21 protein-coding genes are annotated in these 24,673 nt (G+C 71.7%); 9 read left to right on the forward strand and 12 right to left on the reverse strand.

All coding sequences use genetic code 11. The annotated features are described in order from the left end of the window. Positions 1 to 20 precede the first annotated feature (20 nt). The gene (locus ACWD38_RS01020) at positions 21 to 686 is read right to left on the reverse strand and encodes a phosphoribosyltransferase (protein WP_450123047.1); all 666 of its coding nucleotides are present in this window, start codon (positions 684 to 686) and stop codon (positions 21 to 23) included. A gap of 79 nt (positions 687 to 765) precedes the next feature. Beyond that, positions 766 to 2,538, reverse strand: coding sequence for an ABC-ATPase domain-containing protein (locus ACWD38_RS01025; RefSeq protein ID WP_450123048.1), 1,773 nt, complete (start codon positions 2,536 to 2,538; stop codon positions 766 to 768). A 200-nt stretch (positions 2,539 to 2,738) separates the two neighbouring features. Here ACWD38_RS01025 and ACWD38_RS01030 point away from each other — a divergent pair, with 200 nt between their 5' ends. Then, complete coding sequence (locus ACWD38_RS01030; RefSeq protein ID WP_343071392.1) at positions 2,739 to 3,587, forward strand: lysozyme; 849 nt, start codon at positions 2,739 to 2,741, stop codon at positions 3,585 to 3,587. 77 nt (positions 3,588 to 3,664) lie between these two features. Here ACWD38_RS01030 and ACWD38_RS01035 read toward each other — a convergent pair whose 3' ends face one another. Then, positions 3,665 to 4,780 carry an LCP family protein gene (locus ACWD38_RS01035; RefSeq protein ID WP_184479324.1) on the reverse strand — a complete coding sequence of 372 codons (1,116 nt, stop codon included), beginning with the start codon at positions 4,778 to 4,780 and terminating at the stop codon, positions 3,665 to 3,667. Positions 4,781 to 5,033: 253 nt separating this feature from the next. Continuing rightward, positions 5,034 to 6,290, reverse strand: a complete 1,257-nt coding sequence (locus tag ACWD38_RS01040; protein ID WP_184479325.1) for an aspartate aminotransferase family protein — start codon at positions 6,288 to 6,290, stop codon at positions 5,034 to 5,036. Between the two features lie 114 nt (positions 6,291 to 6,404). Between ACWD38_RS01040 and ACWD38_RS01045 the strand changes: the two genes are divergently transcribed. The 3 genes from ACWD38_RS01045 to ACWD38_RS01055 all read left to right on the forward strand — a co-directional run bounded on the left by ACWD38_RS01045 (position 6,405) and on the right by ACWD38_RS01055 (position 10,169). Beyond that, positions 6,405 to 7,898: an NAD-dependent succinate-semialdehyde dehydrogenase gene (locus tag ACWD38_RS01045; protein WP_184479326.1), complete on the forward strand. Its 1,494-nt coding sequence runs from the start codon at positions 6,405 to 6,407 to the stop codon at positions 7,896 to 7,898. Positions 7,899 to 8,011: 113 nt separating this feature from the next. Next, complete coding sequence (locus ACWD38_RS01050) at positions 8,012 to 8,767, forward strand: DUF3632 domain-containing protein (protein ID WP_184479327.1); 756 nt, start codon at positions 8,012 to 8,014, stop codon at positions 8,765 to 8,767. A 253-nt stretch (positions 8,768 to 9,020) separates the two neighbouring features. After that, entirely contained in the window at positions 9,021 to 10,169 is a 1,149-nt protein-coding gene (locus ACWD38_RS01055; RefSeq protein WP_184479328.1) for a glycerol dehydrogenase, read from the forward strand. Between the two features lie 92 nt (positions 10,170 to 10,261). Here ACWD38_RS01055 and ACWD38_RS01060 read toward each other — a convergent pair whose 3' ends face one another. The 4 genes from ACWD38_RS01060 to ACWD38_RS01075 form a co-directional block, all read right to left on the reverse strand. Next, positions 10,262 to 10,984, reverse strand: coding sequence for a GntR family transcriptional regulator (locus ACWD38_RS01060; protein ID WP_450123049.1), 723 nt, complete (start codon positions 10,982 to 10,984; stop codon positions 10,262 to 10,264). A 15-nt stretch (positions 10,985 to 10,999) separates the two neighbouring features. Beyond that, positions 11,000 to 11,758 (reverse strand): maleate cis-trans isomerase family protein, encoded by a 759-nt coding sequence (locus tag ACWD38_RS01065; RefSeq protein ID WP_343071394.1) that lies wholly within the window; start codon positions 11,756 to 11,758, stop codon positions 11,000 to 11,002. Between the two features lie 180 nt (positions 11,759 to 11,938). Continuing rightward, a complete protein-coding gene (locus ACWD38_RS01070; RefSeq protein WP_184485248.1) occupies positions 11,939 to 12,700 on the reverse strand; it encodes a maleate cis-trans isomerase family protein in 762 nt (253 codons plus the stop codon). Positions 12,701 to 12,714: 14 nt separating this feature from the next. Beyond that, a complete protein-coding gene (locus ACWD38_RS01075; RefSeq protein WP_450123050.1) occupies positions 12,715 to 13,209 on the reverse strand; it encodes a DUF3830 family protein in 495 nt (164 codons plus the stop codon). Between the two features lie 278 nt (positions 13,210 to 13,487). Between ACWD38_RS01075 and ACWD38_RS01080 the strand changes: the two genes are divergently transcribed. Then, positions 13,488 to 14,471, forward strand: coding sequence for a D-2-hydroxyacid dehydrogenase (locus ACWD38_RS01080; protein ID WP_184479332.1), 984 nt, complete (start codon positions 13,488 to 13,490; stop codon positions 14,469 to 14,471). Beyond that, positions 14,468 to 15,904 (forward strand): amidase, encoded by a 1,437-nt coding sequence (locus ACWD38_RS01085; protein WP_184479333.1) that lies wholly within the window; start codon positions 14,468 to 14,470, stop codon positions 15,902 to 15,904. Before ACWD38_RS01080 ends, ACWD38_RS01085 begins: the two co-directional genes overlap by 4 nt. A gap of 312 nt (positions 15,905 to 16,216) precedes the next feature. Here ACWD38_RS01085 and ACWD38_RS01090 read toward each other — a convergent pair whose 3' ends face one another. After that, positions 16,217 to 17,233: a YeiH family protein gene (locus ACWD38_RS01090; protein ID WP_450123051.1), complete on the reverse strand. Its 1,017-nt coding sequence runs from the start codon at positions 17,231 to 17,233 to the stop codon at positions 16,217 to 16,219. Between the two features lie 114 nt (positions 17,234 to 17,347). Here ACWD38_RS01090 and ACWD38_RS01095 point away from each other — a divergent pair, with 114 nt between their 5' ends. Together ACWD38_RS01095 and ACWD38_RS01100 are read left to right on the forward strand one after the other, a co-directional pair. Next, the gene (locus ACWD38_RS01095) at positions 17,348 to 18,247 is read left to right on the forward strand and encodes a LysR family transcriptional regulator (RefSeq protein ID WP_184479334.1); all 900 of its coding nucleotides are present in this window, start codon (positions 17,348 to 17,350) and stop codon (positions 18,245 to 18,247) included. Positions 18,248 to 18,379: 132 nt separating this feature from the next. After that, positions 18,380 to 19,723 (forward strand): MFS transporter, encoded by a 1,344-nt coding sequence (locus ACWD38_RS01100; RefSeq protein WP_184479335.1) that lies wholly within the window; start codon positions 18,380 to 18,382, stop codon positions 19,721 to 19,723. A 10-nt stretch (positions 19,724 to 19,733) separates the two neighbouring features. Here ACWD38_RS01100 and ACWD38_RS01105 read toward each other — a convergent pair whose 3' ends face one another. Next, complete coding sequence (locus ACWD38_RS01105) at positions 19,734 to 21,173, reverse strand: aldehyde dehydrogenase family protein (RefSeq protein ID WP_184479336.1); 1,440 nt, start codon at positions 21,171 to 21,173, stop codon at positions 19,734 to 19,736. Positions 21,174 to 21,237: 64 nt separating this feature from the next. After that, positions 21,238 to 22,500 (reverse strand): MFS transporter, encoded by a 1,263-nt coding sequence (locus tag ACWD38_RS01110; protein ID WP_450123052.1) that lies wholly within the window; start codon positions 22,498 to 22,500, stop codon positions 21,238 to 21,240. A 67-nt stretch (positions 22,501 to 22,567) separates the two neighbouring features. Here ACWD38_RS01110 and ACWD38_RS01115 point away from each other — a divergent pair, with 67 nt between their 5' ends. Beyond that, a complete protein-coding gene (locus tag ACWD38_RS01115; protein ID WP_184479337.1) occupies positions 22,568 to 23,281 on the forward strand; it encodes an FCD domain-containing protein in 714 nt (237 codons plus the stop codon). Between the two features lie 159 nt (positions 23,282 to 23,440). On the opposite strand, the gene ACWD38_RS01120 is transcribed toward ACWD38_RS01115, so the two are convergent. Then, positions 23,441 to 24,661, reverse strand: coding sequence for an SPFH domain-containing protein (locus tag ACWD38_RS01120; RefSeq protein ID WP_450123053.1), 1,221 nt, complete (start codon positions 24,659 to 24,661; stop codon positions 23,441 to 23,443). Positions 24,662 to 24,673 lie beyond the last annotated feature (12 nt).

Here is a 24,673-nt window from a genome sequence, read left to right on the forward strand (position 1 = left end):
GCGCGGACCGCGGGGTGGGGTCAGTCCTGCCCGCCGGTGCCGGAGTACGCGAGCAACCGCAGGATCTCCTCGTCGGTGGTCTCCCGGAAACCGCCGTACCACTGCCCCACCGCGCTGAAGTCCACCGGCCGCAGCACGCACAGCACCTCGTCGGCCTCTCCTTCGAGCGCGGCCACCGCATCCGGGGCGCCGACCGGCACGGCCAGCACGATCGAGCGCGGCTCGGACTCGCGCAGCATCCGGATCGCCGCGCGCGCGGTGGCACCGGTGGCCAGGCCGTCGTCGACCAGCAGCACGTCGCGTCCCGCCGGGTTCGGGCCGTGGGGCCGGCCGAACCGGGCCTCCCTGCTGCGGGCCTCGGCGCGTTCCCGCTCGCACTCCTGCTCCAGCGCGGCCGCATCGAGGTGGAAGGCTCGCAGCAGCCGCTGGTCGTAGGTCGGCGGGCCGTGGGCGGTGACCGCGCCCAACGCGAGCTCCGCCCGGCCGGGGGCGCCGATCTTGCGGGCCACCGCCACCCGCAGCGGCGCGCCCAGCGCGGCGGCGACCTCGGCGGCGACCGGCACGCCCCCGCGCGCCAACCCCAGCACCAGGGGGCGGTGCCAGTCGCGGCCGGTGAGGTGGCGGGCCAGGACCTGGCCCGCGTGGCGGCGGTCCCGGTAACGACCGGCCGCGCCGATGCCCGCCATCACGCGCCTCCCTCCGACCCCGAGGTGACCTGCTGCCACCCCCGAAGGTGCCCGCCGTGGCCGTAGCGGGAAACGTGGCTCAGTCGCGGAACGCCGAGACCCGCAGCAGCCGCAGCCGGTTGAGCGCCGCTGCCAGCTCGAACCGGCGCGGCACCGCGAAGTCGCCCACGTAGCGGGCGTCGACGGCCGCGACGCCGCGTTCGGCGACCTCGGCGCCGTAGCCGTCGAGGACCTCGGCCACGGTGCGGGTGCCGTCGAGCAGGCCCGAACGCGCGCACGTCACCAGCGCCAACCCGATCCCGGTGACCTGGGACGGGTCGACGATCTGCTCAACGGCGCGCAGTTCCACCGTCGACTCCCCCAGCGTCAGCGCGTCGGTGCCCCGCGCCCGCACCTTCGGGCGTTCGGTGGGGATCGACCGCGGGTCCGGCACCCGCCTGCGCACCGGGGGGAACTCGTCGGCTTCCCGGTTGCGGCCGGTGGGGGTCGCCGCGAGCGCCCGCGCCCGCTCGGTGACCTCCTTGGCCTGGTAGGAGTCCATCATCAGCACCCGGTCGGCGACGTCCATGTAGTCCCCGGATCCGCCCATCACCAGCACCGTGGAGACCCCGCGGGACCGCGACAGGGGGCGGATCAGGTCGAGGAACGGGGTCAGCGGTTCGGATTCCTTCGCCACCAGCGCCTGCATGCGGGCGTCGCGGATCATCAGGTTCGTCGCGGCGGTGTCCTCGTCGACCAGCAGCACTCCCGCGCCGGCCTCGACGGATTCGACGATGGAAGCGGCCTGCGAGGTGGAGCCGGAGGCGTTGTCGGTGGAGAAGTCCGCGGTGTCCGCGCCGGTGGGCAGGTGGCTCACGAACGGGCTCACGTCGACCCGGTGCACGCGGCGCCCGTCCTCGGCGCGGACCTTCACGGTGTCCTCGCGGGCCACGACCAGTTCGCGTCCGTCACCGGGCACGTGGTCGTAGACGCCGTTCTCCAGGGCCCGCAGCAGCGTGGACTTGCCGTGGAAGCCGCCGCCGACGATGAGGGTGATGCCCTCGCCGATGCCCATGCCGGTGATCTCGCCCCGGTTGGGCAGGGTGACGCGCACCCGCATCGACTCCGGTGAGGAGAACGGCACCGCGTCGGGCAGGGGGCGTTCGTCGACTCCGCTGGCCCGGGGCAGCACGGCCCCGTCGGCGACGAACGCCACCAGGTCGCGGGCGGCCAGTTCCTCCCGCAGCGCGTCGGTGTCCTCCACCGATTCCACGAACTCCCGCATCCGCTCCTGTTCGGCGGTGTCGTGGCGCAGTGCGGCCTCGACCATGTCGGGCAGCCGGTCGCACAGGGCGCGTTCGGCGGCGCGCCCGTCGATGCTGCGGCCCCGGCCGGGCAGGTCGATGCCCAGCCGCAACCGCACCCCACCATCGGGCAGCAGCTGGCAGGAACTGCGGTCGAGGACCTGCTGGCGCCCGGCGTCGACGCGCAGGTCGCTGCCGCGCAGCCGGTGCTCGGCGGCGCGCACCAGGAACCCGGCCAGCCCGCGCGCCCGCACCGGCGTGGACCACAGCTGTGGTGGTAGTGCGGCGGTGTCGGGGTGCACCCGCACTTCGCAGCGGCTCGCGGGCGCGTACGGGTCGGGCTGGACGCGCTGGACCTCCAGGTCGAACCCGTCGAACGACCAGGTGCCGGTGAGGGATTTGTAGCGGCCGTAGCCGGCGCCGTGCAGGTCGCGCAGGGCTGCGCGCAGTCCGTCGGCGTCGCGGGCACCGGTGTGGCCGGCGCCGCCGCGGCCGGTGGTGGTGCGGTGTTCGTGGCGGGGGTGCCCGTCGCGCCGGGGGCCGCCGGGGCCGCTGGATCGTTGTGCCATGGCACCGAGACGTACCGGACGTGCCGGTGATTATCCAATCGGGGGTGGCCAGATCACGGTTCGGCCACTGCGACCCGGCGAGAACGCGATCAAGCGGTTATCGTCGCTGCCCGCACGATCTTCGACGCTCCGTGATCTTGGTGATCGATCGGCGTGGGCGTCTGCCGCCCGGACGTCCCCCACCTAGGAGGCGAACCGCCGTGACCGTTCCCCGCACCCCGCTCCGATCCCGGCGCCGATCCCTGCTGTGCCGCGCGGTGGCGACCGCGCTGGGTGGTGCGCTGCTGGCCGGGTTCCCGCTGCCGGGTGCCGCCTCGCCCGGCGCGCCGCCCTCGCTCGACCGCGCCGACCCCGACGGGGCGTGGGCGGGCTACAGCGTGGGGCGCTCCTCGACCGCTGACACCGACCGCGCCGGGACGCGGGGCGCCGGGGTGGCCGGGATGGACGTCAGCGGACACCAGGGGGCGGTGGACTGGCCGCGCGCCTACGCCGACGGGGCCCGGTTCACCTACGTCAAGGCCACCGAGGGCATCGGGTTCACCAGCGACAGCTTCCTGCAGCAGTACGAGGGTTCGCACGCGGTGGGCATGACCCGCGGCGCCTACCACTTCGGGTTGCCCGACAGCTCCACCGGAGCCGAGCAGGCGCACTACTTCGTCGACCACGGCGGCGGCTGGATCCCGGACGGGCGCACGTTGCCGGGGGCCCTCGACATCGAATCCAACCCCTACGGCGAGATGTGCTACGGCCAGTCCCCGGAGCAGATCTCCGCGTGGATCGCCGATTTCAGCAACACCTACCTGTCGCGCACCGGCCGGTTCCCCGCGATCTACACCACGACGCGCTGGTGGGACCAGTGCACCGGCGCGAATCCGGACTTCGCGGTGAACAACCCGCTGTGGCTGGCGCGGTTCGCCCCGGACATGGGCCCGCTACCGGCGGGCTGGGCGTACCAGGCGATCTGGCAGTTCTCCAACGCCGGGGTGTTCCCCGGTGACCAGAACACCTTCAACGGCGACCCCGCCCAGCTGGAGCGTTTCGTCCTGTAACCCGGCACGCACGAGAAGAGGGGCGCGACGAGTACTCGTCGCGCCCCTCTCGCCGTCTTCCCGGCCTTCCCCCGTGGTCAGGGGCCGACGAGGTCTTCGGGGATGGGTTCGCTGTTGGCGATGGCGTCGAACATGCGCACCGCGTCCTGCTTGTCCCACACGATGACCGACTGGCCGCTGTCGGTCTCACCGAAGTCACCGAAGGGCACGGTGGTGGTGACACCGTTGCCGCCGCTGACGTCACCGAGCGCCTTGGCCAGCCAGAACAGGTGCCAGATGTGGTCGGAGTCGTTGAGCAGGAACGTGGTGCCCGCCGCGTTGGCCAGCGGCACCAGCCGGAACGGGTTGAACAGCGTCGCCGGGCTCATCGCCCGGTCCATCAGGGCCCCGAGCAGCTTGCGCTGGTTCTCGGCGCGCCCGAGGTCGCCACCGGCCACCGAGTAGCGGGCGCGCACGAAGCCCAGCGCCTGGGGCCCGTCGAGCTCTTGGCACCCGGCGGGCAGGTGCGCGTTGGCCATGTCGTCGTCCATCGGCTCGTCGAGGCAGATGTCGACGCCGCCTACGGCGTCGACCAGCGAGGAGAAGCCGCCGAGGCCGATTTCGGCGTAGTGGTCGATGTGTACGTCGGTGACCGTTTCCACGGTCTCGGCCAGCAGTTGCGGTCCACCGATGGCGAACGCCGAGTTGAGCTTGTCCCGGCCGTGGCCGGGGATCGGCACGTAGGAGTCGCGGGGCAGGCTGATCAGCGCCGGTTTCCCGCCACCGGTGGGGATGTGCACCAGCATCATGGTGTCGGTGCGGCGCCCGGCGGCGTCTCCGGCGGACAGTTCCTCGCGCTGGGACTCGTCGAGGCCTTCGCGGCTGTCGGAGCCCACCAGCAGCCAGTTCGTGCCGGGCGTGTCGGCGATGCGGCCCTCGTACTCCAGCGCGGGGGTGCGCTGCAGGAGGCTGTCGGTGTAGATGCCGAAGCCGACGACGACCAGCAGCAGCACCAGCAGCACGATGCCGATGCGCTTGGCCCAGTTCGGGCGCTTGCGCCTGGGTGGCGGCGGGGGCGGCGAGGCTCGCCGCGTGGGCGGTGGCTGCGGTGGTTGCGGCGGTGCGCCGCCGCCGTTGCGGCCGCGGGCGTAGTAGTCGTAACCGCCCTGCTGCGGCCGTCGGCCCCTCGGCGGATTCGCCGACCAATCACTCATGACCTTCACACCTGCGGAGTCGACTCACCGGCACGCTCCGTGCCGACCTGTGCGGTGCAGCATCCCAGAAGGTCTCCCGCCGGTGGCACACCGCTACCGCAACGGTATGGAAACCACCCGTCCGGCGCCGTCACCCGCCCCTGCCCGGGGCGCATCGGCAGGGAGATCCCGCACGTGGCGGACCCGGACAGCGAAAACGGGGTGCGGCGCGTGCGCCGCACCCCGTTCGCGGTCTCCGATCGCGGCCGGTCCGCTAGCCCGCGACGGCGGCGGCCACCGCCTCCGACCACAGGCCCACGGCGTCGTCGACCTGCTGGGAGTCGACGATCAGCGGCGGGATCATCCGCACCACGTTGCCCGCCGGGCCGCAGGTCAACAGCAGCAGGCCGCGTTCGGCGGCGGCGGCGTGCGCGCGGGCGGCGGTCGCGCCGTCCGGGGTGCCTTCGGGGGTGGTGAACTCGTTGCCGACCATGAGGCCCCGGCCGCGCACTTCACCGATCACGGGGTGTTCGGCGGCGACCTTGCGCAACCCTTCCTGCAGCCGCGCGCCCTGCTCGGCGGCGTTGTCGACGAGGTTCTCGTCGCGCACCACGTCGAGGGTGGCCAGTGCCGCGGCGGCGGCCACCGCGTTGCCGCCGTAGGTGCCGCCCTGCGATCCGGGCCAGGCCTTGCTCATCAGCGCGCTGGAGGCGGCGATGCCGGAGATCGGGAAACCGCTGGCGAGCCCCTTGGCGGTGATGAGGATGTCGGGTGTGATGGCGGAGTGCTGGTGTCCCCAGAACTTCCCGGTGCGCCCCACCCCGGTCTGCACCTCGTCGGCGATGAGCAGGATGCCGTGGCGGTCGGCGCGTTCGCGCAGCCCTTCCAGGAACGCGGCGGGCGCGGGGATGTAGCCGCCCTCGCCGAGCACGGGTTCGACGATGAACGCGGCGGTGTCCTTCGGGGACGTGACCGTCAGCAGCAGCTGGTCCAGCTCGGCCAGCGCGAAGCGCACCGCTTCGGCTTCCGACCAGCCGTGGCGGTAGGTCTCGGGGAACGGGGTGAACGCCACGCCCGGCATCATCGGCCCGATCCCGGCGCGCACCTTCACACCCGAGGTCGTCAGGGCCCCGGCGCCCATGGTGCGGCCGTGGAAGCCGCCTTGGAAGGCGACGATGGTCTGGCGCCCGGTGGCCTGGCGCGCCAGCCGCACCGACGCCTCCACCGCTTCGCTGCCGGAGTTGACGTAGAACATGCGGTCCAGGCCCGCGGGCAGGACGTCGCCGAGCCGTTCGGTGAGCTGGAGTAGCGGCCGGTGCATGACTGTCGTGTACTGGCCGTGGATCAGGGTCCCCACCTGGCGCTGCGCGGCTTCCACCACGCGCGGGTGGCAGTGTCCGGTGCTGGTCACCCCGATGCCGGCGGTGAAGTCGAGGTAGCGGCGTTCGTCCTCGTCGTAGAGGTAGACGCCCTGTCCGCGGGCGGCCAGCACAGGTGTCGCCTGCTGCAACACCGGCGAGAGCTCAGCCATGTTCGACTCCAAGCTGTCGTGTCCCGAATGTAGGATTGTTGACAATCGCGTGTGACATGCAACCATCACGACTGCGTCCTGTCCACCCGCCGACACGGAAGGCCCGCTGAACCGATGAGCACCACGAGCAGCTCCCCCGCAGGCACCGAGTCCGAAGAGGCCCGCGTCGTCGACGCAGCCCCCAAGCAGCTGCTCATCGGCGGCAAGTGGCGACCGGCCACCGGTGACCGCACCTACGAGGTCGAAGACCCCTCCACCGGTCGCGCGTTGTGCTCGGTCGCCGACGCCACCCCCTCCGACGGGCTCGCCGCGCTCGCCGCCGCCCACGAAGCCCAGGCGTCCTGGGCCAAGCACCCGCCGCGCGAACGCGGGGAGATCCTGCGCCGCGCCTACGAGCTGATCCAGCAGCGCCACGAGGACCTGGCGCTGCTGATGACGTTGGAGATGGGCAAGCCGCTGCCGGAGGCGCGCGGCGAGGTCACCTACGCCTCGGAGTTCTTCCGCTGGTTCGCCGAAGAGGCCGTGCGCATCGGCGGCGACTACGCCGTGGCGCCCAGCGGTTCCGGCCGGTTCCTGGTCACCCAGCAGCCGGTGGGCCCCACGCTGCTGATCACGCCGTGGAACTTCCCGATGGCGATGGGCACCCGCAAGATCGGCCCGGCCATCGCCGCGGGCTGCACGTCGGTGATCAAACCCGCCCACCAGACGCCGTTGTCGATGCTGGCGCTGGCGGAGATCCTGCAGGAAGCGGGCCTGCCCGACGGGGTCCTCAACGTGGTCACCGCGGTCGGTGCGGGCTCGGTGATGGAACCGATGATCCGCGACGGGCGGGCCCGCAAGCTGTCGTTCACCGGTTCCACGTCGGTGGGCCGCAAACTCATCGAGCAGTCCGCCGAGCAGGTCCTCAACGTGTCGATGGAACTCGGCGGCAACGCCCCGTTCCTGGTGTTCGCCGACGCCGACCTCGACGTGGCCGTGGACGGCGCGATGCAGGCGAAGATGCGCAACATCGGTGAGGCCTGCACCGCGGCCAACCGGTTCTACGTGCACGAAGACGTCGCCGAGGAGTTCTCCCGCAAGCTCGCCGACCGCATGGGGTCGCTGCGCATCGGCCGCGGCGTGCGCGACGACGTCGAGGTCGGGCCGCTGATCGACGCCACCCAGCTGGGCAAGGTCGACGAACTCGTCAACGACGCCGTGGGCCGCGGCGCGGAAGTCGTCGTCGGCGGCTCGGTCCACGGCGGCGAGGGCTACTTCTACCCGCCGACGGTCCTCAAGAACGTGCCACTGGAATCCCGCATGACCCGCGAGGAGATCTTCGGGCCCGTCGCCCCCATCAGCACCTTCACCGACGAGCAGACCGCCATCGACGAGGCCAACAACACCGAGTACGGCCTGGTGGCCTACGTCTACACCCAGGACCTGCACCGGGCGCTGCGCGTGTCCGAGGCGCTGGAGAGCGGCATGATCGGCCTCAACCAGGGCGTCGTGAGCAACCCGGCCGCCCCGTTCGGCGGGGTGAAGGCCTCCGGCCTGGGCCGGGAGGGCGGCAAGGTCGGCATCGACGAGTTCCTGGAGACCAAGTACATCGCCATCGGCGGCCTGTGATCCGCTGAGCCCACCGGCAGTGCCCCGCGCGTCCCTGCGAGCGCGGGGCACTGCGCCGTCCGGGCCCCGGCCGGTCTCGGGCGTGTGCGGGCGCGGCTACGGTGCGGGTCGCCATGGATCACGACACCGCCTCGCGCCACTACCGGGCGCTCATCGACGACCACCTGCGCGCGCCCGCGCCGGAGTCGGCCGCGTCGCTGTTCATCGAGCCCTTCCGTACGGCGCTGGTCGTCGAGGGCGCCGAGGACTCCGCGATCGAGGGAATGTTGTGGGCCGCGTGGGGGCCGGTGGTGCAGGCGGCCCGCCGCTCGCGGGCCGCGCAGCGCGATCTTCTCGACCTGCTCGACGCGATCCGGCGCCGCGCACCCCTGACCCGCGACGACGGCGACCGGTGCGTCATCTGGGGTGACCAGGTGGTGTTGACCGACCTGCCGTGCTTCGGCGCGCAGCTGCGCGAAACCTGGGACCTCGACGAGACGGGCTCCGAGCAGCAGGTGAACCTCAACGCCTTCGCCGCGCGGCTGACCGCGGCCGGCATCGACTTCTCCCGCTACGCGATCTGGACGCTGCGCGAGCACCTCGAGGACACCACACCCGCTGCGGATCTGGGCGCGGTGCTGGCGTGGCTCGGCCACTGCGGGCCGACGCTGGCCCAGTTGAGCCTGCGACCGGACCCGCCACCGGACCGGGGTCCGGCGCGGGTGGGGCCGCTGGGCAGGGCCGCGGGCGTCGACGCAGGAGGGTTCAGCCGGACGCGGTGGGCGTTCTGGCGCGGCAGGCTCACCGAACTGGCCCGCGGTGACGGCGCGGTCGCCGAGCAGGCGCGCACGGCCCTGCGCCACATGCCCCCGCTGGAGACCACCACCTGACCGTGGCCGCTGACCGGTTCCTCGCCCTCTGACCGTTGCGATCAGGCCGGTGAGCCGGGGTTGTCGGCGAGCCGGGGCGGGTAGTCCACCGGCGATTCGGGACGGGCGTTATCACCATCTGGAGCAGCGATTGCCGCAGACGGTCGCGCGCGATCGAATCGGCGCGGGGGCGCACGACGCGGTGCGCCTGATCCGCACCCCGCCACTCGACGGGCGTCCTCGCGCGGCGAGGGCATGCCAGGAGGGACGTTCGATGACCGAGACATCCACAGCGCTGCGCACCATGATCTCGCCCGGCCGCTACGTGCAGGGCCGCGGCGCGCTCGACTCGCTGGGTTCCTACGTGGTGAAGCTGGGGCGGCGGCCGCTGGTGCTGGCCGATGACGTGGTGCGCGGGCTGACCGAATCCGCGATCACCCGCTCGTTCGAGGACGTGGGCCTGCCGGTGGTGTTCGAGCGGTTCAACGGGATGCCCACGGCCGCCGAGAGCCGCCGGGTCGCCGGGGTGCTGCGCGAACGGGACTGCGACGTCATCGTCGGCGTCGGTGGTGGCGCGCCCATCGACACCGCGAAAGCCGCCGCCGACGACACCGGGCTGCCCGTGGCCAGCGTGCCGACGGTGGCCTCCACCGACGCGCCGTGCTCGGCGCTGTCGGTGGTCTACACCGAGCAGGGCGCGTTCGAGTCGTACCGGTTCTACAGCAGCAACCCGCAACTGGTCCTGGTCGACACCTTGCTGGCCGCGAGTGCCCCGGCTCGTTTCCTCGTCGCCGGGGTCGGGGACGCGCTGGCCACCTGGATCGAGGCCCGCGCGGTGGAGCAGTCCAACGCCGCCACGATGGCCGGGGGCGCGGCGACCCGCGCGGGGCGGGCGTTGGCGAAGCTGTCCTGGGACATCCTGTGGGAATCGGCGATCCCCGCGGTGCGCGCGGTCGAGCACGGCATCGTGACCCCCGCGGTGGAGGCGGTCGTGGAGGCCAACACGCTGCTGTCGGGGCTGGGTTTCGAATCCGGTGGGCTCGCCGCCGCGCACGCCGTGCACGACGGGCTCACCGCCGTGGACCACACCCACGGGCTCGCCCACGGGCAGAAGGTCAACATCGGGTCGATCACCCAGCTGGTCCTGGAGGGCCGCCCGGCGCGCGAGATCCACGACTTCATCGAGTTCACGACCCGCGTGGGCCTGCCCACCACGTTGACCGAGGCCGGGTTGGGCGGTGTCCAGGACTCGGTGCTGCGCACCGTCGCCGAGGCCGCCACGGCCCCGGCCGAGACGATCCACAACCTGCCGTTCCCGGTGACCGTGGACGACGTCGTCGACGCCCTCAAGGCCGTGGAGGTCACCGGCCGCGCGGTGCGCGCCGAAGCGGGACTGCCCGAGCCGGTCGCGCCCGCGCACTGATTCACCGGGCGCCTGGTGCGCGGAGAACACCGCGGCCGATGACGGCCCGCGATGATCACAGCGCACCAGGCCCCGGGTGCCGCGGGGTCGGGTCAGGCGACGGGGTCGGCCTCCGACAGCAGCGGCGTGAACGCGTTGAGGCGTTCCAGCGCGTCGTTCATGTGCGCTTCCAGCCGGGCCAGCAGCAGCGCCTCGTCACCGGACTCGATGGCGTCGACGAGGCCGCTGTGCTCGTCGACGAGGGTCTGCGGGTCGGCGGTGTACTTGTCCTGCAGCGCGGTCAGGCACATCCGCTTCTCCACCAGCAGCGTCTGAGCCATCCGCTGCAGCCGCGGACTGCCCGAGACCCGCACCAGGGTTTCGTGGAACTCCTGGTCGGCGTCGCTGAGCTCGATCGCGTCGCCGCGGCCCGCGGCCGAGACGATGCGGGCCTGGGCGGCGGTGAGCTCCGCGACCGCCTCCACCCGGTGGTGGCGGATGATGCGTTCGCACGCGGCGCGTTCCACCGCCAGGCGCGCCAGGTAGATGTCGGTGACGTCGTCGGCGTCGAGCGTCGTCACGAACAGGCCGCGGTGCGGTTCGCTGTGCAGCAGCCCTTCCTGCACGAGCCGCTGCATCGCCTCCCGAAGCGGGCCGCGGCTCACCCCGAGCCGCGACGCCAGTTCGGCCTCGCCCATCTGGCTGCCCGGTGGCAGCGACCCGTACATGATCGCCGACCGCAGCTGGTCGGCCACGATCGCGGCGGTCGATTTCCGCTGCACCGGCTCTAACTCGCCGTGCTGGTTCTGCTCGTCGACTCCGAGCACCGACACCATCTCCTCATCGAGTTCTCAGCGCGGAGCGGCTCCCCCGAGCTCACCCCTGTCCGGGCCGGCCTGCCGGAACAACGTGCCCAGGCCCTCGTGGGGTCCCGGGTCACCGGCCAGCCGAAGCACTTCCCACGCGCTGACCTGGTTGGCGGTCAGCACCGGTTTGCCCAGGCGCTGCTCCAGCTCGTCGAGCCACGCCGCGGTGTGCAGCGCGGTGTCGGGCATCAGCAGTGCCTGCGCGGTCGGATCGTCGTTGGCCGCTGCGAACTCCAGCACCTGCTCGCGGGTCAACGTGCCGACCTCCGCGGCGGTGACGATGCCGCGGCTGGACAACCTGGTCACCTCGATCCCGCCGTGTGCCAGGAAATCGGCGAACCGGTCGGCCACGTCGGCCGGATAGGTCGCCGCCACCGCCACCCGGTCCAACCCGAGGCGCGCCGCGGCGTGCACGAACGCGAACGACGTGCTCGACGTGGCCAGACCGGTGACGGCCTGCAACTTCTCGACCTGGTCGCGGGCGCCTTCCCAGCCGAAGACGAAGCTGCCGCTGGTGCACGCCCAGATCACGGCCTGCACCCCGCGGGTCAGCAGTTCACGGGCCCCTTCGGCGAGGACCTCGGCGGAACCGACGTCGAGCAGCGCGTCCACTCGATGCGCGTCCTCCCGCATCAAGGTGTGCACCAGCGGCAACGAGATCCCGCCGCCGAGCAGGCGTTCCAGGGCCGGGTAGTCGTCTTCGGCGCTGTATCCGGGGTAGAGAATCCCTGCGGTGATCGACACCGGCAGCTCCCTCCTTGATTCGTTCCCGCGACCCGCCATGGACCAGGGGTTGCGGGGGCGAACGACACCGGACCGGCGGTCAATTGTCGACAATGTTACCGCACGGTTCGGTGCCGCCCGCAGTGGTGGACATGCTTTCGTAATTCGATCGACACGGTCACGGAATGTGAACCGCGCAGCTCAGGCGGCCGGAACGTCGAACGCCCCCACCAGGCGCTGCTGCGGGGCCACCGCCGGTAACCCCATCGTGCGCAGCGCCGCCCACATCGTGACCTGGTTCGCCGTCAACACCGGTTTGCCCAGTTCCTGCTCCAACGGGCCGATGATGTCGTAGGTCGGCAGGTTCGTGCAGCTGATGAACATCGCCTCCGCATCCGGGCGGTCCGCCGAACGCACGATGTCCACGACCTGGCGATAATCGACCTTCCAGATGCGCCCGAGCAGGCCCAGGCCCACGCTGGTGACCACCTCGACGTCGTGCTCACCGAGGAAACCCACCAGCCGCTCGGTCACGTTCTCCACGTACGGCGTCGCGATCGCCACCCGCCGCACCCCGAGCACCCCCAGCGCCTCCACCAGCGCACCCGAGGTCGTCACCGCCGCCGGAGCACCGGCCTCCCGCATCACCGTGGTCAGGTTGCGCTCCCCGGCCGCGCCGTCGACGAAACTGCCCGACGCGCACGCGTAGGCCACCACCTCCGGCTCCGGTGACAGCAGGTCGCGGGTGGCGCTGTGCACCGCGGCCTCGTCCGAGATCAACGACGCCATCTCCACCGTCATCGGCACCGGCACGAACGCCGTGCGCGTCACGTACAACGTCACGTTCTCCGGCGCCCAGCGCCACAACTCGCGGTCCATCGCCAGGTCGAACGGCGCGACCACGCCCACGCCGCGCTGCGGGGCGGGACCCGACACCGCCCCCAGGAAGTCCTCCGGCGCCATGCCACGGCCCCCGGTCAACCGGAGTGGCGTTCGTAGCGCAACCGCTCACCGACGCTGCCGGAACGCCACACGTCGTTGCAGGCCTCCGCGAACGCGCCGAGGTTGTCCACGATCGACCCGTAGACGTTGCCCGGCACCCAGCCCACGTCGCCGTTGAGCAGCAGGTTGTTGCGCCCGTAGAAGATCGCCAGGTCGATCACGCCCGGCAGGGCCTCGATGTCCTTCTCCTCCTTGAACTCGCGGTCGAGCATCCCGCTGTCGAAGGAGAAGTACACGAGGTCACCGGGGATCGGCGTCACCGTCGGGTTCTCCTGGCCCGGTTCCCGCTCGGCGAAGCGGGGGACCATGGTGTAGATCTCGTTGCGCGCGTACTTCGCGTGATGCACCGGACCGGCCTGCGGCAACGACTGCCACACGGCCTCGCAGGTGCGGGGGGCGTCCTTGTCCAGCAACTCCGCCACGCAGGACACGCCACGCTTCTCCAGCGTGATCGACAGGTACCTGGGCATCGTGAAATCCGTTCCATGAGAGGGCGAGCAGATGTGGATCGGTCTCCGCGGTCTCGGCTCGCGGCCACCAGCGGTGGCCACGCCGTGCCCTGCCCAGGGCCGAAGACCCGCCTCGCGGGCCGGCACGCCGACAGGCTCCGGCCCCACCGCGAGATACCTGCGGATTGTTGACAATCCTACGAGCGCTTCCTAGCGTGTCAATCCCCGGCCGCCGACGGCCCGGAGAGACACCGCGACGACGCGCGAACCGCTACCCGCCCACCTCCGAAGGCCAGGTCATGACCGACAACACCCCCACCGTCGTCGTCCTCCACGGGGGCGAACCGCCCCCCGCCATGGACCGCATCGCAGGCGTCGCCGAACTCCGCGCCACCACCGAAGACGGACTCGCCGACGCACTGCCCGGCGCCGACGTGCTGTTCGTGTGGGACTTCCGCTCCGACGCCGTCGCCGAAGCCTGGCACCACGCCCAGGACCTGCGCTGGGTCCACGCCGCCAGCGCCGGAGTCGACCGGCTGCTGTTTCCCGCCCTGCTCGACTCCGACGTCGCCCTCACCAACTCCCGCGGCGTGTTCGACGGGCCCATGGCCGAATACGTCCTGGCCACCGTGCTCGCCTTCGCCAAAGACCTCCACACCAGCGTCCGCCTGCAAGACCAGCGGCAATGGCGCCACCGCGAAACCGAACGCATCGCGGGCAAACGCGCCCTCGTCGTCGGCACCGGCCCCATCGGACGCGCCATCGCAGGCCAGCTCACCGCCGCCGGACTCCACGTCGAAGGCGCCGGACGCGTCGCCCGCGACCACGACCCCGACTTCGGCACCGTGCACGCCTCCGACGACCTCCACGGCGTCCTCGGCGACCACGACTACGTCGTGCTCGCCGCACCCCTGACCGACCAGACCCACGGGCTCATCGACGCCGAGGCCCTCACCGCGCTCAAACCCACCGCACGCCTGATCAACGTCGGCCGCGGCGAACTCGTCGTCCAACCCGACCTCGTCGAAGCACTCGAAGCAGGCCGCCTCGCCGGCGCCGCCCTCGACGTGTTCGACACCGAACCCCTCCCCGAAACCTCCCCCCTGTGGGAGATGCCGAACGTCCTGATCTCCGCGCACATGTCCGGCGACACCATCGGCTGGACCACCGAACTCGTCGAACTGTTCCTGGACAACCTGCGCGGCTACGCCCAAGGCGGCGCACTGCGCAACGTGGTGGACAAACAACGCGGCTACGTCAGCGGAACGGAGCGCAAGCGATGACCTCGACCCCCCATGCCGACACCCCACCGGCCGCGCCCGCCGAAACCACGGCGGCCGACCTCACCGCCACCGAGATGCTCCACGGCTTCGCCCACGGCGAACTCTCCCCCGTCGAAGCCACCGAAGCCACCCTGCGCCGCATCGACCAGGCCGACGGCGCCGTCAACGCCTACTGCCTCGTCGACGCCGACCGCGCACTCGACCAGGCCCGCGCCTCCGAAGCCCGCTGGGCCCGCGGCGAACCCGACGGCCGCCTCGACGGCGTCCCCACCTCCATCAAGGACATCTTCCTCACCCGCGACTGGCCCACCCTGCGCGGCTCCCGCACCGTCGACCCCGCGCAACCCTGGACCGCCGACGCCCCCGCCGTGGCACGGCTGCGCGAGCACAACGCCGTGTTCGTCGGCAAGACCACCACCCCCGAACTCGCCTGGAAAGGCGTCACCGACAACACCCTCACCGGCATCACCCGCAACCCCTGGAACCCCGAGCGCACCCCCGGCGGCTCCAGCGGCGGCGCCGGTGCCGCCGTCGCCCTCGGCATGGCACCCCTGGCCATCGGCACCGACGGCGGCGGATCCGTGCGCATCCCCGCGGCCTTCTGCGGCATCTACACCATCAAACCCACCTACGGCCGCGTCCCGCACTTCCCCGCCAGCCCCTTCGGCACCATGGCCCACGCCGGGCCGATGACCACCACCGTCACCGAGACCGCGCTCATGCTCGACGTGCTCAGCGGCCCCGACAGCCGCGACTGGTCCGCGCTCGAACCACCCGCGCACTCCTTCCTCGACGGACTCGACGACGGCGTGCAAGGCCTGCGCATCGCCCTGAGCCCCGACCTCGGCTTCGCCACCGTCGACCCCGAAGTCGCCGACGCCGTCGCCCGAGCCGCCCAAGTGTTCACCGAACTCGGCGCCACCGTCGAACACGCCGACCCCGGATTCAGCGACCCCGTCGCCGACTTCCACGTCCTGTGGTTCTCCGGCGCCGCCAAATCCGTCGCCCACCTCACCGACGCACAACTCGCACTGCTCGACCCCGGCCTGCGCGAGATCGTCGACGAAGGCCTCACCTACTCCGCCCAGGACTACCTCGAGGCCACCAACACCCGCATGGCCCTGGGCCAGCGCATGGGCGCCTTCCACGACACCTACGACCTGCTGCTGACCCCCACCGTCGGCATCGCCCCGTTCGAAGCCGGCGCCGAAGCACCCGCCGCAGCCGCCTCCCCCCGCTGGACCGGCTGGACCCCGTTCACCTACCCGTTCAACATGACCCAGCAGCCCGCCGCGAGCGTGCCCTGCGGATTCACCAGCGACGGACTGCCCATCGGGCTGCAGATCGTCGGACCCCGCCACAGCGACGCGCGCGTGCTGCGCGCCTCCCGCGCCTACGAACAAGCCCACCCCTGGAGCCGCCCCCGGCGGTGAACCGAACCGAACCGGTGGGACAACCGCTGGTTCTTCCCGCAACGCGACAGCGCCCGTGGCCCCACGCCACGGGCGCTGTCGCGTGAGAACCCCGGCCCGGACTCCGCATCGGCACCGGGCTCCTCGACACGCGGCGAGAACATCAGCTGCCGCCGCCATCGACGGCGAACTCGCTCGGCCTGAAGGTGCCAGAGCGCCCGTACGCAAGCGGATCCGGACATCACCTCAGCGCAGCGGAATCCCGGTCATCGCGGGTGTCCGGCTCGCACCGGGAGCGCGCTGCGAAGGGAGCCCTGCGTTCACCGCCGCGCTTCAAGCCACGGTCAGCATGCCCGCGACGGTCACCGACGTGATCAGCACCGTCGACCCGACGCCGAGCAACAACGCCCTCGGGCCCGTTCGCACCAAGCCGCGCACCCGCACCGAGGTGCCCAGCGCGAACAACGCGGCCGCCAGCAGCACCGTCGTGGCCTCCCGGGCCACCTCCAGCACCGAACCCGGCACCAGCCCGGTGCTGCGCACCGCCATCGCCGCCAAGAACCCCACCACGAACAACGGCAACAACGGCACCCGCCGACCCTCACCACCACCACCACCGCGGCGACGGCGGAGCAGACCGATGCCCGCGACCAGCGGCGCCAGCAGCACCACCCGGCCGAGCTTGACCACCACCGCCACCGACACCGCCGCCGCACCCGCCGGGGACGCCGCCGCCACCACCTGCGCCACCTCGTGCACGCTGCCCCCGGCGACCCGGCCCAGCAGCTCCGGCCCCACACCCCACATCCCGCCCAGCAGCGGCAGCAGCACCATCGACAACGACCCGAACACCGTCACCAACGCCACCCCCGTGGCCACCTCCTCGTCCTCGCGGTCCACCACGCCCTCCACCGCCGCGATCGCCGACGCCCCGCAGATCGAAAACCCCGTCGCCACCAGCAGCGACAACCCCCGCGACACGCCCAGCGCACGCCCCAGCAGCACCGTGCCCGCGAACGTCACCACCACCGCGGCCACCACCACGCCCACCGTCGCCGCCCCCAACTCCAGCACCTGCCCCACCGCCAGCTGCAACCCCAGCAGCACCACACCCGCCCGCAACACCACCCTCGACACCCACGCCAACCCCGGCGCCGCCGCACCCGGACACCCCGGCACGTTGCCGACCACCACACCCAGCGCCACCGCCGCCGTCACCAGCCCCACACCCGGCACCAGCGATGCCACCGCCGACGCCACGACCACCGCACCGACCGTCACCACGATCCCGGGCAACCGCCCCGGCACGGCCCGCACGACACCCGGCCCGGCGCTCATCGACATCCGCATGACCCGACCCTCGCCGCCCGGCCACCGACTGCGGTAGCCGGAAACCACGCAGGTCCTCATAACCGCAGTGCATGACCAGCCCCCCACCGCAGGCCACAGAGCTACAGTCGCTGCATGGCCGACCCCGACCCGACGTCCCTGCGGCTACTAGTGCTGCTCAGCGAACTCGGCAGCATCGGCGCCGCCGCCGCCCAACTGCGCATGAGCCAACCCTCCGCCAGCAAACGCCTCAGCAGCCTCGAACGCGGACTCGGCCTGCACCTCGTCGAACGCACCCGCCGCGGCGCCACCCTCACCCCCGCAGGCGACACCGTCCTCGACCACGCCCGCCACGTCCTCACCGAACTCGACGCCCTCACCGCGGGCGTCCACGCCCTGCGCGCCCGCCACCAGCAACGACTCCGCGTCGCCGCCAGCATGACCATCGCCGACTACCTCGCGCCGCGCTGGCTCACCACCCTGCGCACCGCCTTCACCGGACTGCGCATCCAACTCGACAGCGCCAACTCCGCCGCCGTCACCGAAGCCGTCCGCCACGACCGCGCCGACCTCGGCTTCCTCGAAACACCCGACGTCCCCGACGGCCTGTCCGTGCGCTACCTGACCCTCGACCGCATGACCGTCGTCGTCCCACCCGCACACCCCTGGACCCGACGCCGCACACCCCTCGGCCCCGCCGAACTCGCCGCCACGCCCCTCATCGTCCGCGAACACGGCTCCGGCACCCGCGAAACCCTCGAACGCGCACTCGCGAACACCACCACCGCACCCGCCGAACCACTGCTCGAACTGCACTCCACCACCGCCGTGCGCAACAGCGTCGTCGCCGGAGCCGGCCCCGCCGTGCTCAGCGCCCTCGCCGTCGACTCCGACCTGCGCACCGGGCAGGTCACCGAAATCCCCGTCGCCGGACTCGACCTGCACCGCCCCCTGCACGCCGTGTGGCGCGCCGGACACCGCCTCACCGGCCCCGCCGCAGCACTCCTGTCCACCGCCCTCAGCGACACCGCCTGAACCCGCCCCCCTCGCACGTCACCACTCGATGCACGCGCCGGTTGCAAAACGGCCATTGTCATTGCAACGAGGCGCACGCAGACTGAGCCGATCAACGACCGGCGCGGGTCGACCGTGAACCGAGGAGCCCCCATGACGTCGCAACCCGTGCCCGAACGAACCGGGCTCCAAAGAGTCGTCGCCGCCTCCATGGCAGGCACCGTCGTCGAGTGGTACGAATTCTTCCTCTACGGCACCGCCGCCACCCTCGTGTTCAGCAAACTGTTCTTCCCCGCAGGCGGCAACGAACTCGACGCCATCCTCGCCGCCTTCGTCACCTACGCCGTCGGCTTCGCCGCACGCCCCCTCGGCGGACTCGTGTTCGGCCACTTCGGCGACAAGTACGGCCGCAAAACACTCCTGCAAGTCAGCCTCATCATGGTCGGCATCGCCACCTTCGCCATGGGCTGCATCCCGTCCTTCGACACCATCGGCTACCTCGCCCCCGCCACCCTCGTCGTCCTCCGCTTCATCCAAGGCATCGCCGTCGGCGGAGAATGGGGCGGCGCCGTCCTGCTCGTCGCCGAACACAGCCCCGACGACAAACGCGGCTTCTGGGCCAGCTGGCCCCAAGCAGGAGTCCCCATGGGCAACCTGCTCGCCACCCTCGTCCTGCTCGGCCTCACCACCACCCTCACCGACCAAGCCTTCCTCGCCTGGGGCTGGCGCATCGCCTTCTGGCTCTCCGCCGTCATCGTCCTCATCGGCTACTACGTGCGCACCCGCATCACCGACGCCCCCATCTTCACCGCCGCACAAACCGAAGCCGCCCGCACCCACGCCCCCACCTACGGCGTGTTCGAAGCACTCCGCCGCTACCCCCGCGGCGTCCTCACCGCCATGGGCCTGCGCTTCGGCGAAAACCTCATGTACTACCTGCTGGCGACCTTCTCGATCACCTACCTCAGCGTCGTCGTCGGCAAGACCACCACCGGCATCCTCTGGCTGATGCTGCTCGCCCACCTCATCCACTTCGCCGCGATCCCCCTCGTCGGCGCACTCGCCGACCGCATCGGACGACGCCCCGTCAGCGCACTCGGCGCCGCACTCACCGCCACCTGGGGCTTCTTCGCCTTCCCCATGATGGACACCGGACACGACCCGACCATCCTCGCCGCGATCACCATCGGCCTGCTCTTCCACGCACTCATGTACGCCGCACAGCCCGCGATGATGGCCGAAATGTTCCCCACCCGGATGCGCTACTCCGGCATCTCCCTCGGCTACCAGGTCACCTCGATCGTCGCCGGCTCCCTCGCCCCCATCATCGCCGTCGCCCTGCTCGACACCTACGGCAACTCCACCCCGATCTCCACCTACCTCGCCGCAGGCGCCGCCATCACCCTCATCGCCGTCGCCTGCGCCCGCGAAACCCGAGGCACCTCACTCCACGACCTCGACCGCCTCGACGACCAACGCACCGCCGCCACCACCTGAGCGCACCCGCTCACCCGTCCCACGCCGACATCACGTGCTTGATCCGGCTGTACTCCTCCAAACCGAACCGCCCGAAATCCCGCGCCGACGCCGAATGCTTGAACCCCGAATGCGGCATCTCCGCCACCAACGGCCGATGCACGTTCACCCACACCGTGCCCGCCTGCAATGCCCGCGACATCCGCAACGCCCGCGCATGATCACGCGTCCACACGCTCGCCACCAACCCGTAACGCACCCCGTTGGCCAACGCCACCGCCTCGGCCTCCGAACCGAACCGCTGCACCGTCACCAACGGCCCCAGCACCTCGTGCTGCACCAACTCATCACCCTGCTCCACATCGGCCACCACCGTCGCCTCGTGGAAGAACCCACGCCCACCCCGACGACGACCACCGGCCACCACCCGCGCATGCTCCGGCAACCGCTCCACGTACCCCGCCACCAACTCCAACTGGCCCGCGCTGTTGAGCGGACCGAACGCCGCATCCGGATCCTGCGGCGGCCCCGGACGCAACACCCCCGCCTGCTCCGCCAACGCCGCCACCAACTCCTCGTAAACCCCAGGACCCGCCAACACCCGGCTCACCGCCGTGCAGCTCTGCCCCGCATCCCCACCGAACGCCGACGCCGCGATCCCCCGCGCCGCCCGCCGCACATCCGCATCGTCGAACACCACCGCAGGCGCCTTCCCACCCAACTGCAGATGCGCCCGCTTCAAATCCGCCGCCGCCGAACCCGCCACCTCCATGCCCGACCGCACCGTCCCGGTGATCGAGAACATCCCCGGCACCTCGTGCGCCACCATGGCCCGACCGCTGTCCCGATCACCGCACACCACGTTCAACACCCCCGACGGCAACACCTCCGCCGCCAACTCCGCCAACAGCACCGCACTGACCGGAGTCGTCTCCGCCGGCTTGAACACCACCGCGTTGCCCGCCGCCAACGCAGGCGCCACCCGCGCCACCGCCAGCAACAACGGATGCGTCCACGACGCGACCTGCGCGCACACCCCGATCGGCTCCCGACGCGCGAACGACGTGCACCCCTGCTCGTACTCCCCCGCCGCGCCCGCCTCCTGCAACCGCGCCGCACCCGCGTAGAACCGCAGCAGATCCACCGCCCGCGGCAACTCCGCCTCCCGCACCACCGCCCACGGCTTGCCCGTGTTCCGGCACTCCGCCACCACGAACCGCTCCGCGGACTCCTCCACCAGGTCCGCCCACCGCAACAACGACCGCTGCCGCTGCCCCGGCGTCGCCACCGACCACCGCTCGAACGCCGACGCCGCGACGCCCATCACCTCATCGACATCGGTCCACCGCGTCAGCGGAGCACTCCCGTACTCCTCCCCGCTGCTGGGATCGACCAACGGCAACGCCTCCCCCGACACCGCCCCCGCACGAACCCCGCCCACGACGTTCCGCAGCTCCAGCGCAGTGGACACACGACCTCCTCCGACCGACGAAACCGATCACGCCGACCCTAACCGCGCCGCACAGCCCCGCAGCTCAGCCGCGCCGCGACCGGCACCACCACTGCCCCGCGGTACCCACCGCCAGCAGCACCACCACCGGCACGAACGCCCACCGGTACGCCGCCATCGCGGGCAACCCCGACACGACCTCCAGCACCGCACCCACGAACACCTGGATCAGCACGGCCGCCAGGAACCCGCCCATGTTCACCACACCCGAAGCGGCCCCCGACCGGTGCACCGCGTTGGCCTCCCGCGCACCGTCGAACGCCAGCATCGCCGCGCCACCACCGAAACCGAGCACGCCCAGCACCACCACCAGCAGCGGCGCGCCCAGCACACCCGGCCACGCCACGATCACCACCCACGCCAGCACGACCAGCACCGACATCGCCAACGTGTAGCGCTCCCGCCGACGCGGCCTGCCCGCGATCCACTGGCTGGCCACCAGCGAACCCGCGATGAACCCGACCGCCGACACCAGCAGCAGCGCACCCGCCGAACCACCGGGCACGCCCTGCGCGCCCGTCAGCCACGGCGCACCCCACAACGTCGTGATCGCCAAGAACTGCGACAGCAGCACGAAGTGCACCCAGAACGCGTGCTTCGTCCCGCGCTGCGCCACCACCAGCCGCAACGTGCGCCCGATCCGCTCCCCCACGTCACCGGTGGCCGCCGCGACCGCACCCGCCGGACGATCCCGGATCACGCCCCCGGCCACCACCGCCAGCAACGCCGTCAGCACCGCCGCGCCGAGGAACGTCGACGTCCACCCGAGCCCGTGCAGCGCCGACGTCAACGGGACCGTGGACAACACCTGCCCGAGACCACCCACCAGGCCCGTCAACGCCGCGACCCGGCCGTAGCGCTCCGCCGGGAACCACTGCGCCGCGACCCGCAGCACGTTGGTGAACATGAACGCGTCGCCGATGCCGATGAGCACCCGGCCGGCGACCCCGCCCAGGATCGACCCGCTCACCGCGAACACCGCCGAGCCCACCGCCAGCGCGACCACACCTCCGGTGATGACCCGGCGCGGCCCCATCCGGTCCGCCAGCAGACCCGACGGCACCTGCAGCACCAGGTAGACGCCCAGCTGCAACGCCGAGAACAGCGCCAGCACCCCCGGGCCCGCGGAGAACCGCACCAGCGCGTCGGGTGCGGCGACCCCGAGGCTCGCGCGGTGGAACAGCGCCACGAAGTAGCACGCCGCGCCCACGCCCCACACCAGCCACGCACCGCGCGGCGGCGCGACCGACCTCGCCGCTGACCGATCTCCGGCAACACCGACCGACACCGGAACACCCACCTTCCTCGACTTGTATCCACCATAGATACAAGATGCGGATCAGTACTATGGGCGCGTGTCGAGCGCAACACCGGAACCCCGGACCGGACCAGCCACCGAACCCGCCTCGGCGGGCACCGGGCCGCCAGCCGCCGATCGGGCGTACCAGCACGTCAAAGCGGGACTGCTCGACGGCACCTACCCCGACGGCCACCTGCTGTCCGAAGGCGAGGTCGCCACCGCGCTGAACATGTCCCGCACCCCGGTGCGCGAGGCCTTCCTCCGGCTGCAGACCGAAGGCTTCCTGCGGCTCTACCCCAAGCGCGGAGCCCTCGTCGTCCCGGTCACCCCCACCGAAGCCCGCGCCGTGCTCGAAGCCCGCCTCGCCCTGGAGAGCTTCGCGATCGACAAGCTCGCCACCGAAGGCCCCGAAGCGATGGCCACCGTGGGCCGGGAACTCACCGCGCACCCCGCCTGCGACAGCAGCGCCCTGAGCGCCTCGGAGATGCACGAGACCGACCGCGACTTCCACGCCCGGCTAGTCGCCGCCGCCGCGAACCCCATCGTCGACGACCTCTACACCGCCCTGCGCGACCGCCAGCTGCGCATCACCGCCGGAGCCCGCACCCAGGACTGGCAGCCGCACATCAACCACCAGCACACCCAGGTCGCGGCAGCGCTGCGCGACGGCGAGGCCGCGACGGCGAAGACGCTGCTGCGCGGTCACCTGCTGGGCGTGCTGCACGCGCTCGGCGTCGCCGGCGGCCCGATGCTCGAAGACCCGGCCTGAACCTTCACGAGCGCTCACCGTCTCGGCTCGGTGTTTTCTTGATCTTTAGATCGTTAATTTCACTCGACACTGAAATAATCGTGCTAATAAACTCATCCGGGCAAAAGAGTGGGCGGCGCGAACGCCGCCCACTCGGCCGGGCCTCGGCCCGGAACTACCTCACGCCGGGGACGTGCCGCCCGCCGGCGGCTGCCCGAGAGCTCCCGTCTCCCCGCTGATCGCTTGGGGCGCCTGCGGCCCGCCGGACAGCGCCTGGCCGCCCGAGAGCCCGGACGTGGCGCTCGGGACCTCCTTGCGCGCCACCTCCTCCGCGGCCCGGACCGCTTCGGCGACCTCCGGGTTCGACGAGGTGTCGAACCACGCGGCCACCGACTCCTCCTCGTCCTCCGGGCGGTCGGTGGGCGGCTCCTCCTTCGGCGGCTCGTAGCGGAACGTGCCGTCCTCCCCCGGCGCGCCGAGCATGCGGGCGAAACCCTCCAGCGACTTGTTGAAGTCGCTGGGCACCACCCACACCTTGTTCGCGTCCCCCTGCGCCATCTGCGGCAAGGTCTGCAGGTACTGGTACGCCAGCAGCTCCGGGGTGGGCTTGCCGCGCTTGACCGCGGCGAACACCTTCTCGATCGCCTTCGCCTGCCCCTGCGCCTGCAGGTAGCGGCTGGCCCGCTCGCCCTGGGCGCGCAGGATGCTGGACTGGCGCTCACCTTCGGCGTCGAGGATCGACGCCTGCTTGGCGCCCTCCGCGGCGAGGATCTGGGACTGCTTCTGCCCTTCCGCGGTCTTGATGGCCGATTCCCGCGCGCCCTCGGCGTTGAGGATCATCGCGCGCTTCTCCCGGTCGGCGCGCATCTGCTTCTCCATCGAGTCCTTGATGGACGGTGGCGGATCGATGGCCTTGAGCTCGACCCGCGCGACCCGGATGCCCCAGCGCCCGGTCTCCTGGTCGAGCACGCCGCGCAGCTGCGTGTTGATCTGGTCGCGGGAGGTCAGCGTCTCCTCCAGGCTCATGCCGCCGACGACGTTGCGCAGCGTCGTCGTGGTCAGCTGCTCCACGCCGATGATGTAGTTCGAGATCTCGTAGACCGCCGACCGCGAATCGGTGACCTGGAAGTACACGACGGTGTCGATGGACACCGTCAGGTTGTCCTGGGTGATCACGGGCTGCGGCGGGAAGGACACCACCTGCTCGCGCAGGTCGATCTTCGCCCGCACCCGGTCCAGGAACGGCATCAGGAAGTTCAGGCCCGGAGCGGCGACGGTGCGGAACCGGCCCAGCCGCTCGATCACCGATGCTTGCGCCTGCGGCACCACCAGCACCGACTTGGCCACCACGACGATCACCAGCAGTACTACGACCACCAGCACGATCAATCCAGGACCCACTTCGCCCTCCAG

It is taken from the genome of Saccharopolyspora sp. NPDC002578, from assembly GCF_053592695.1.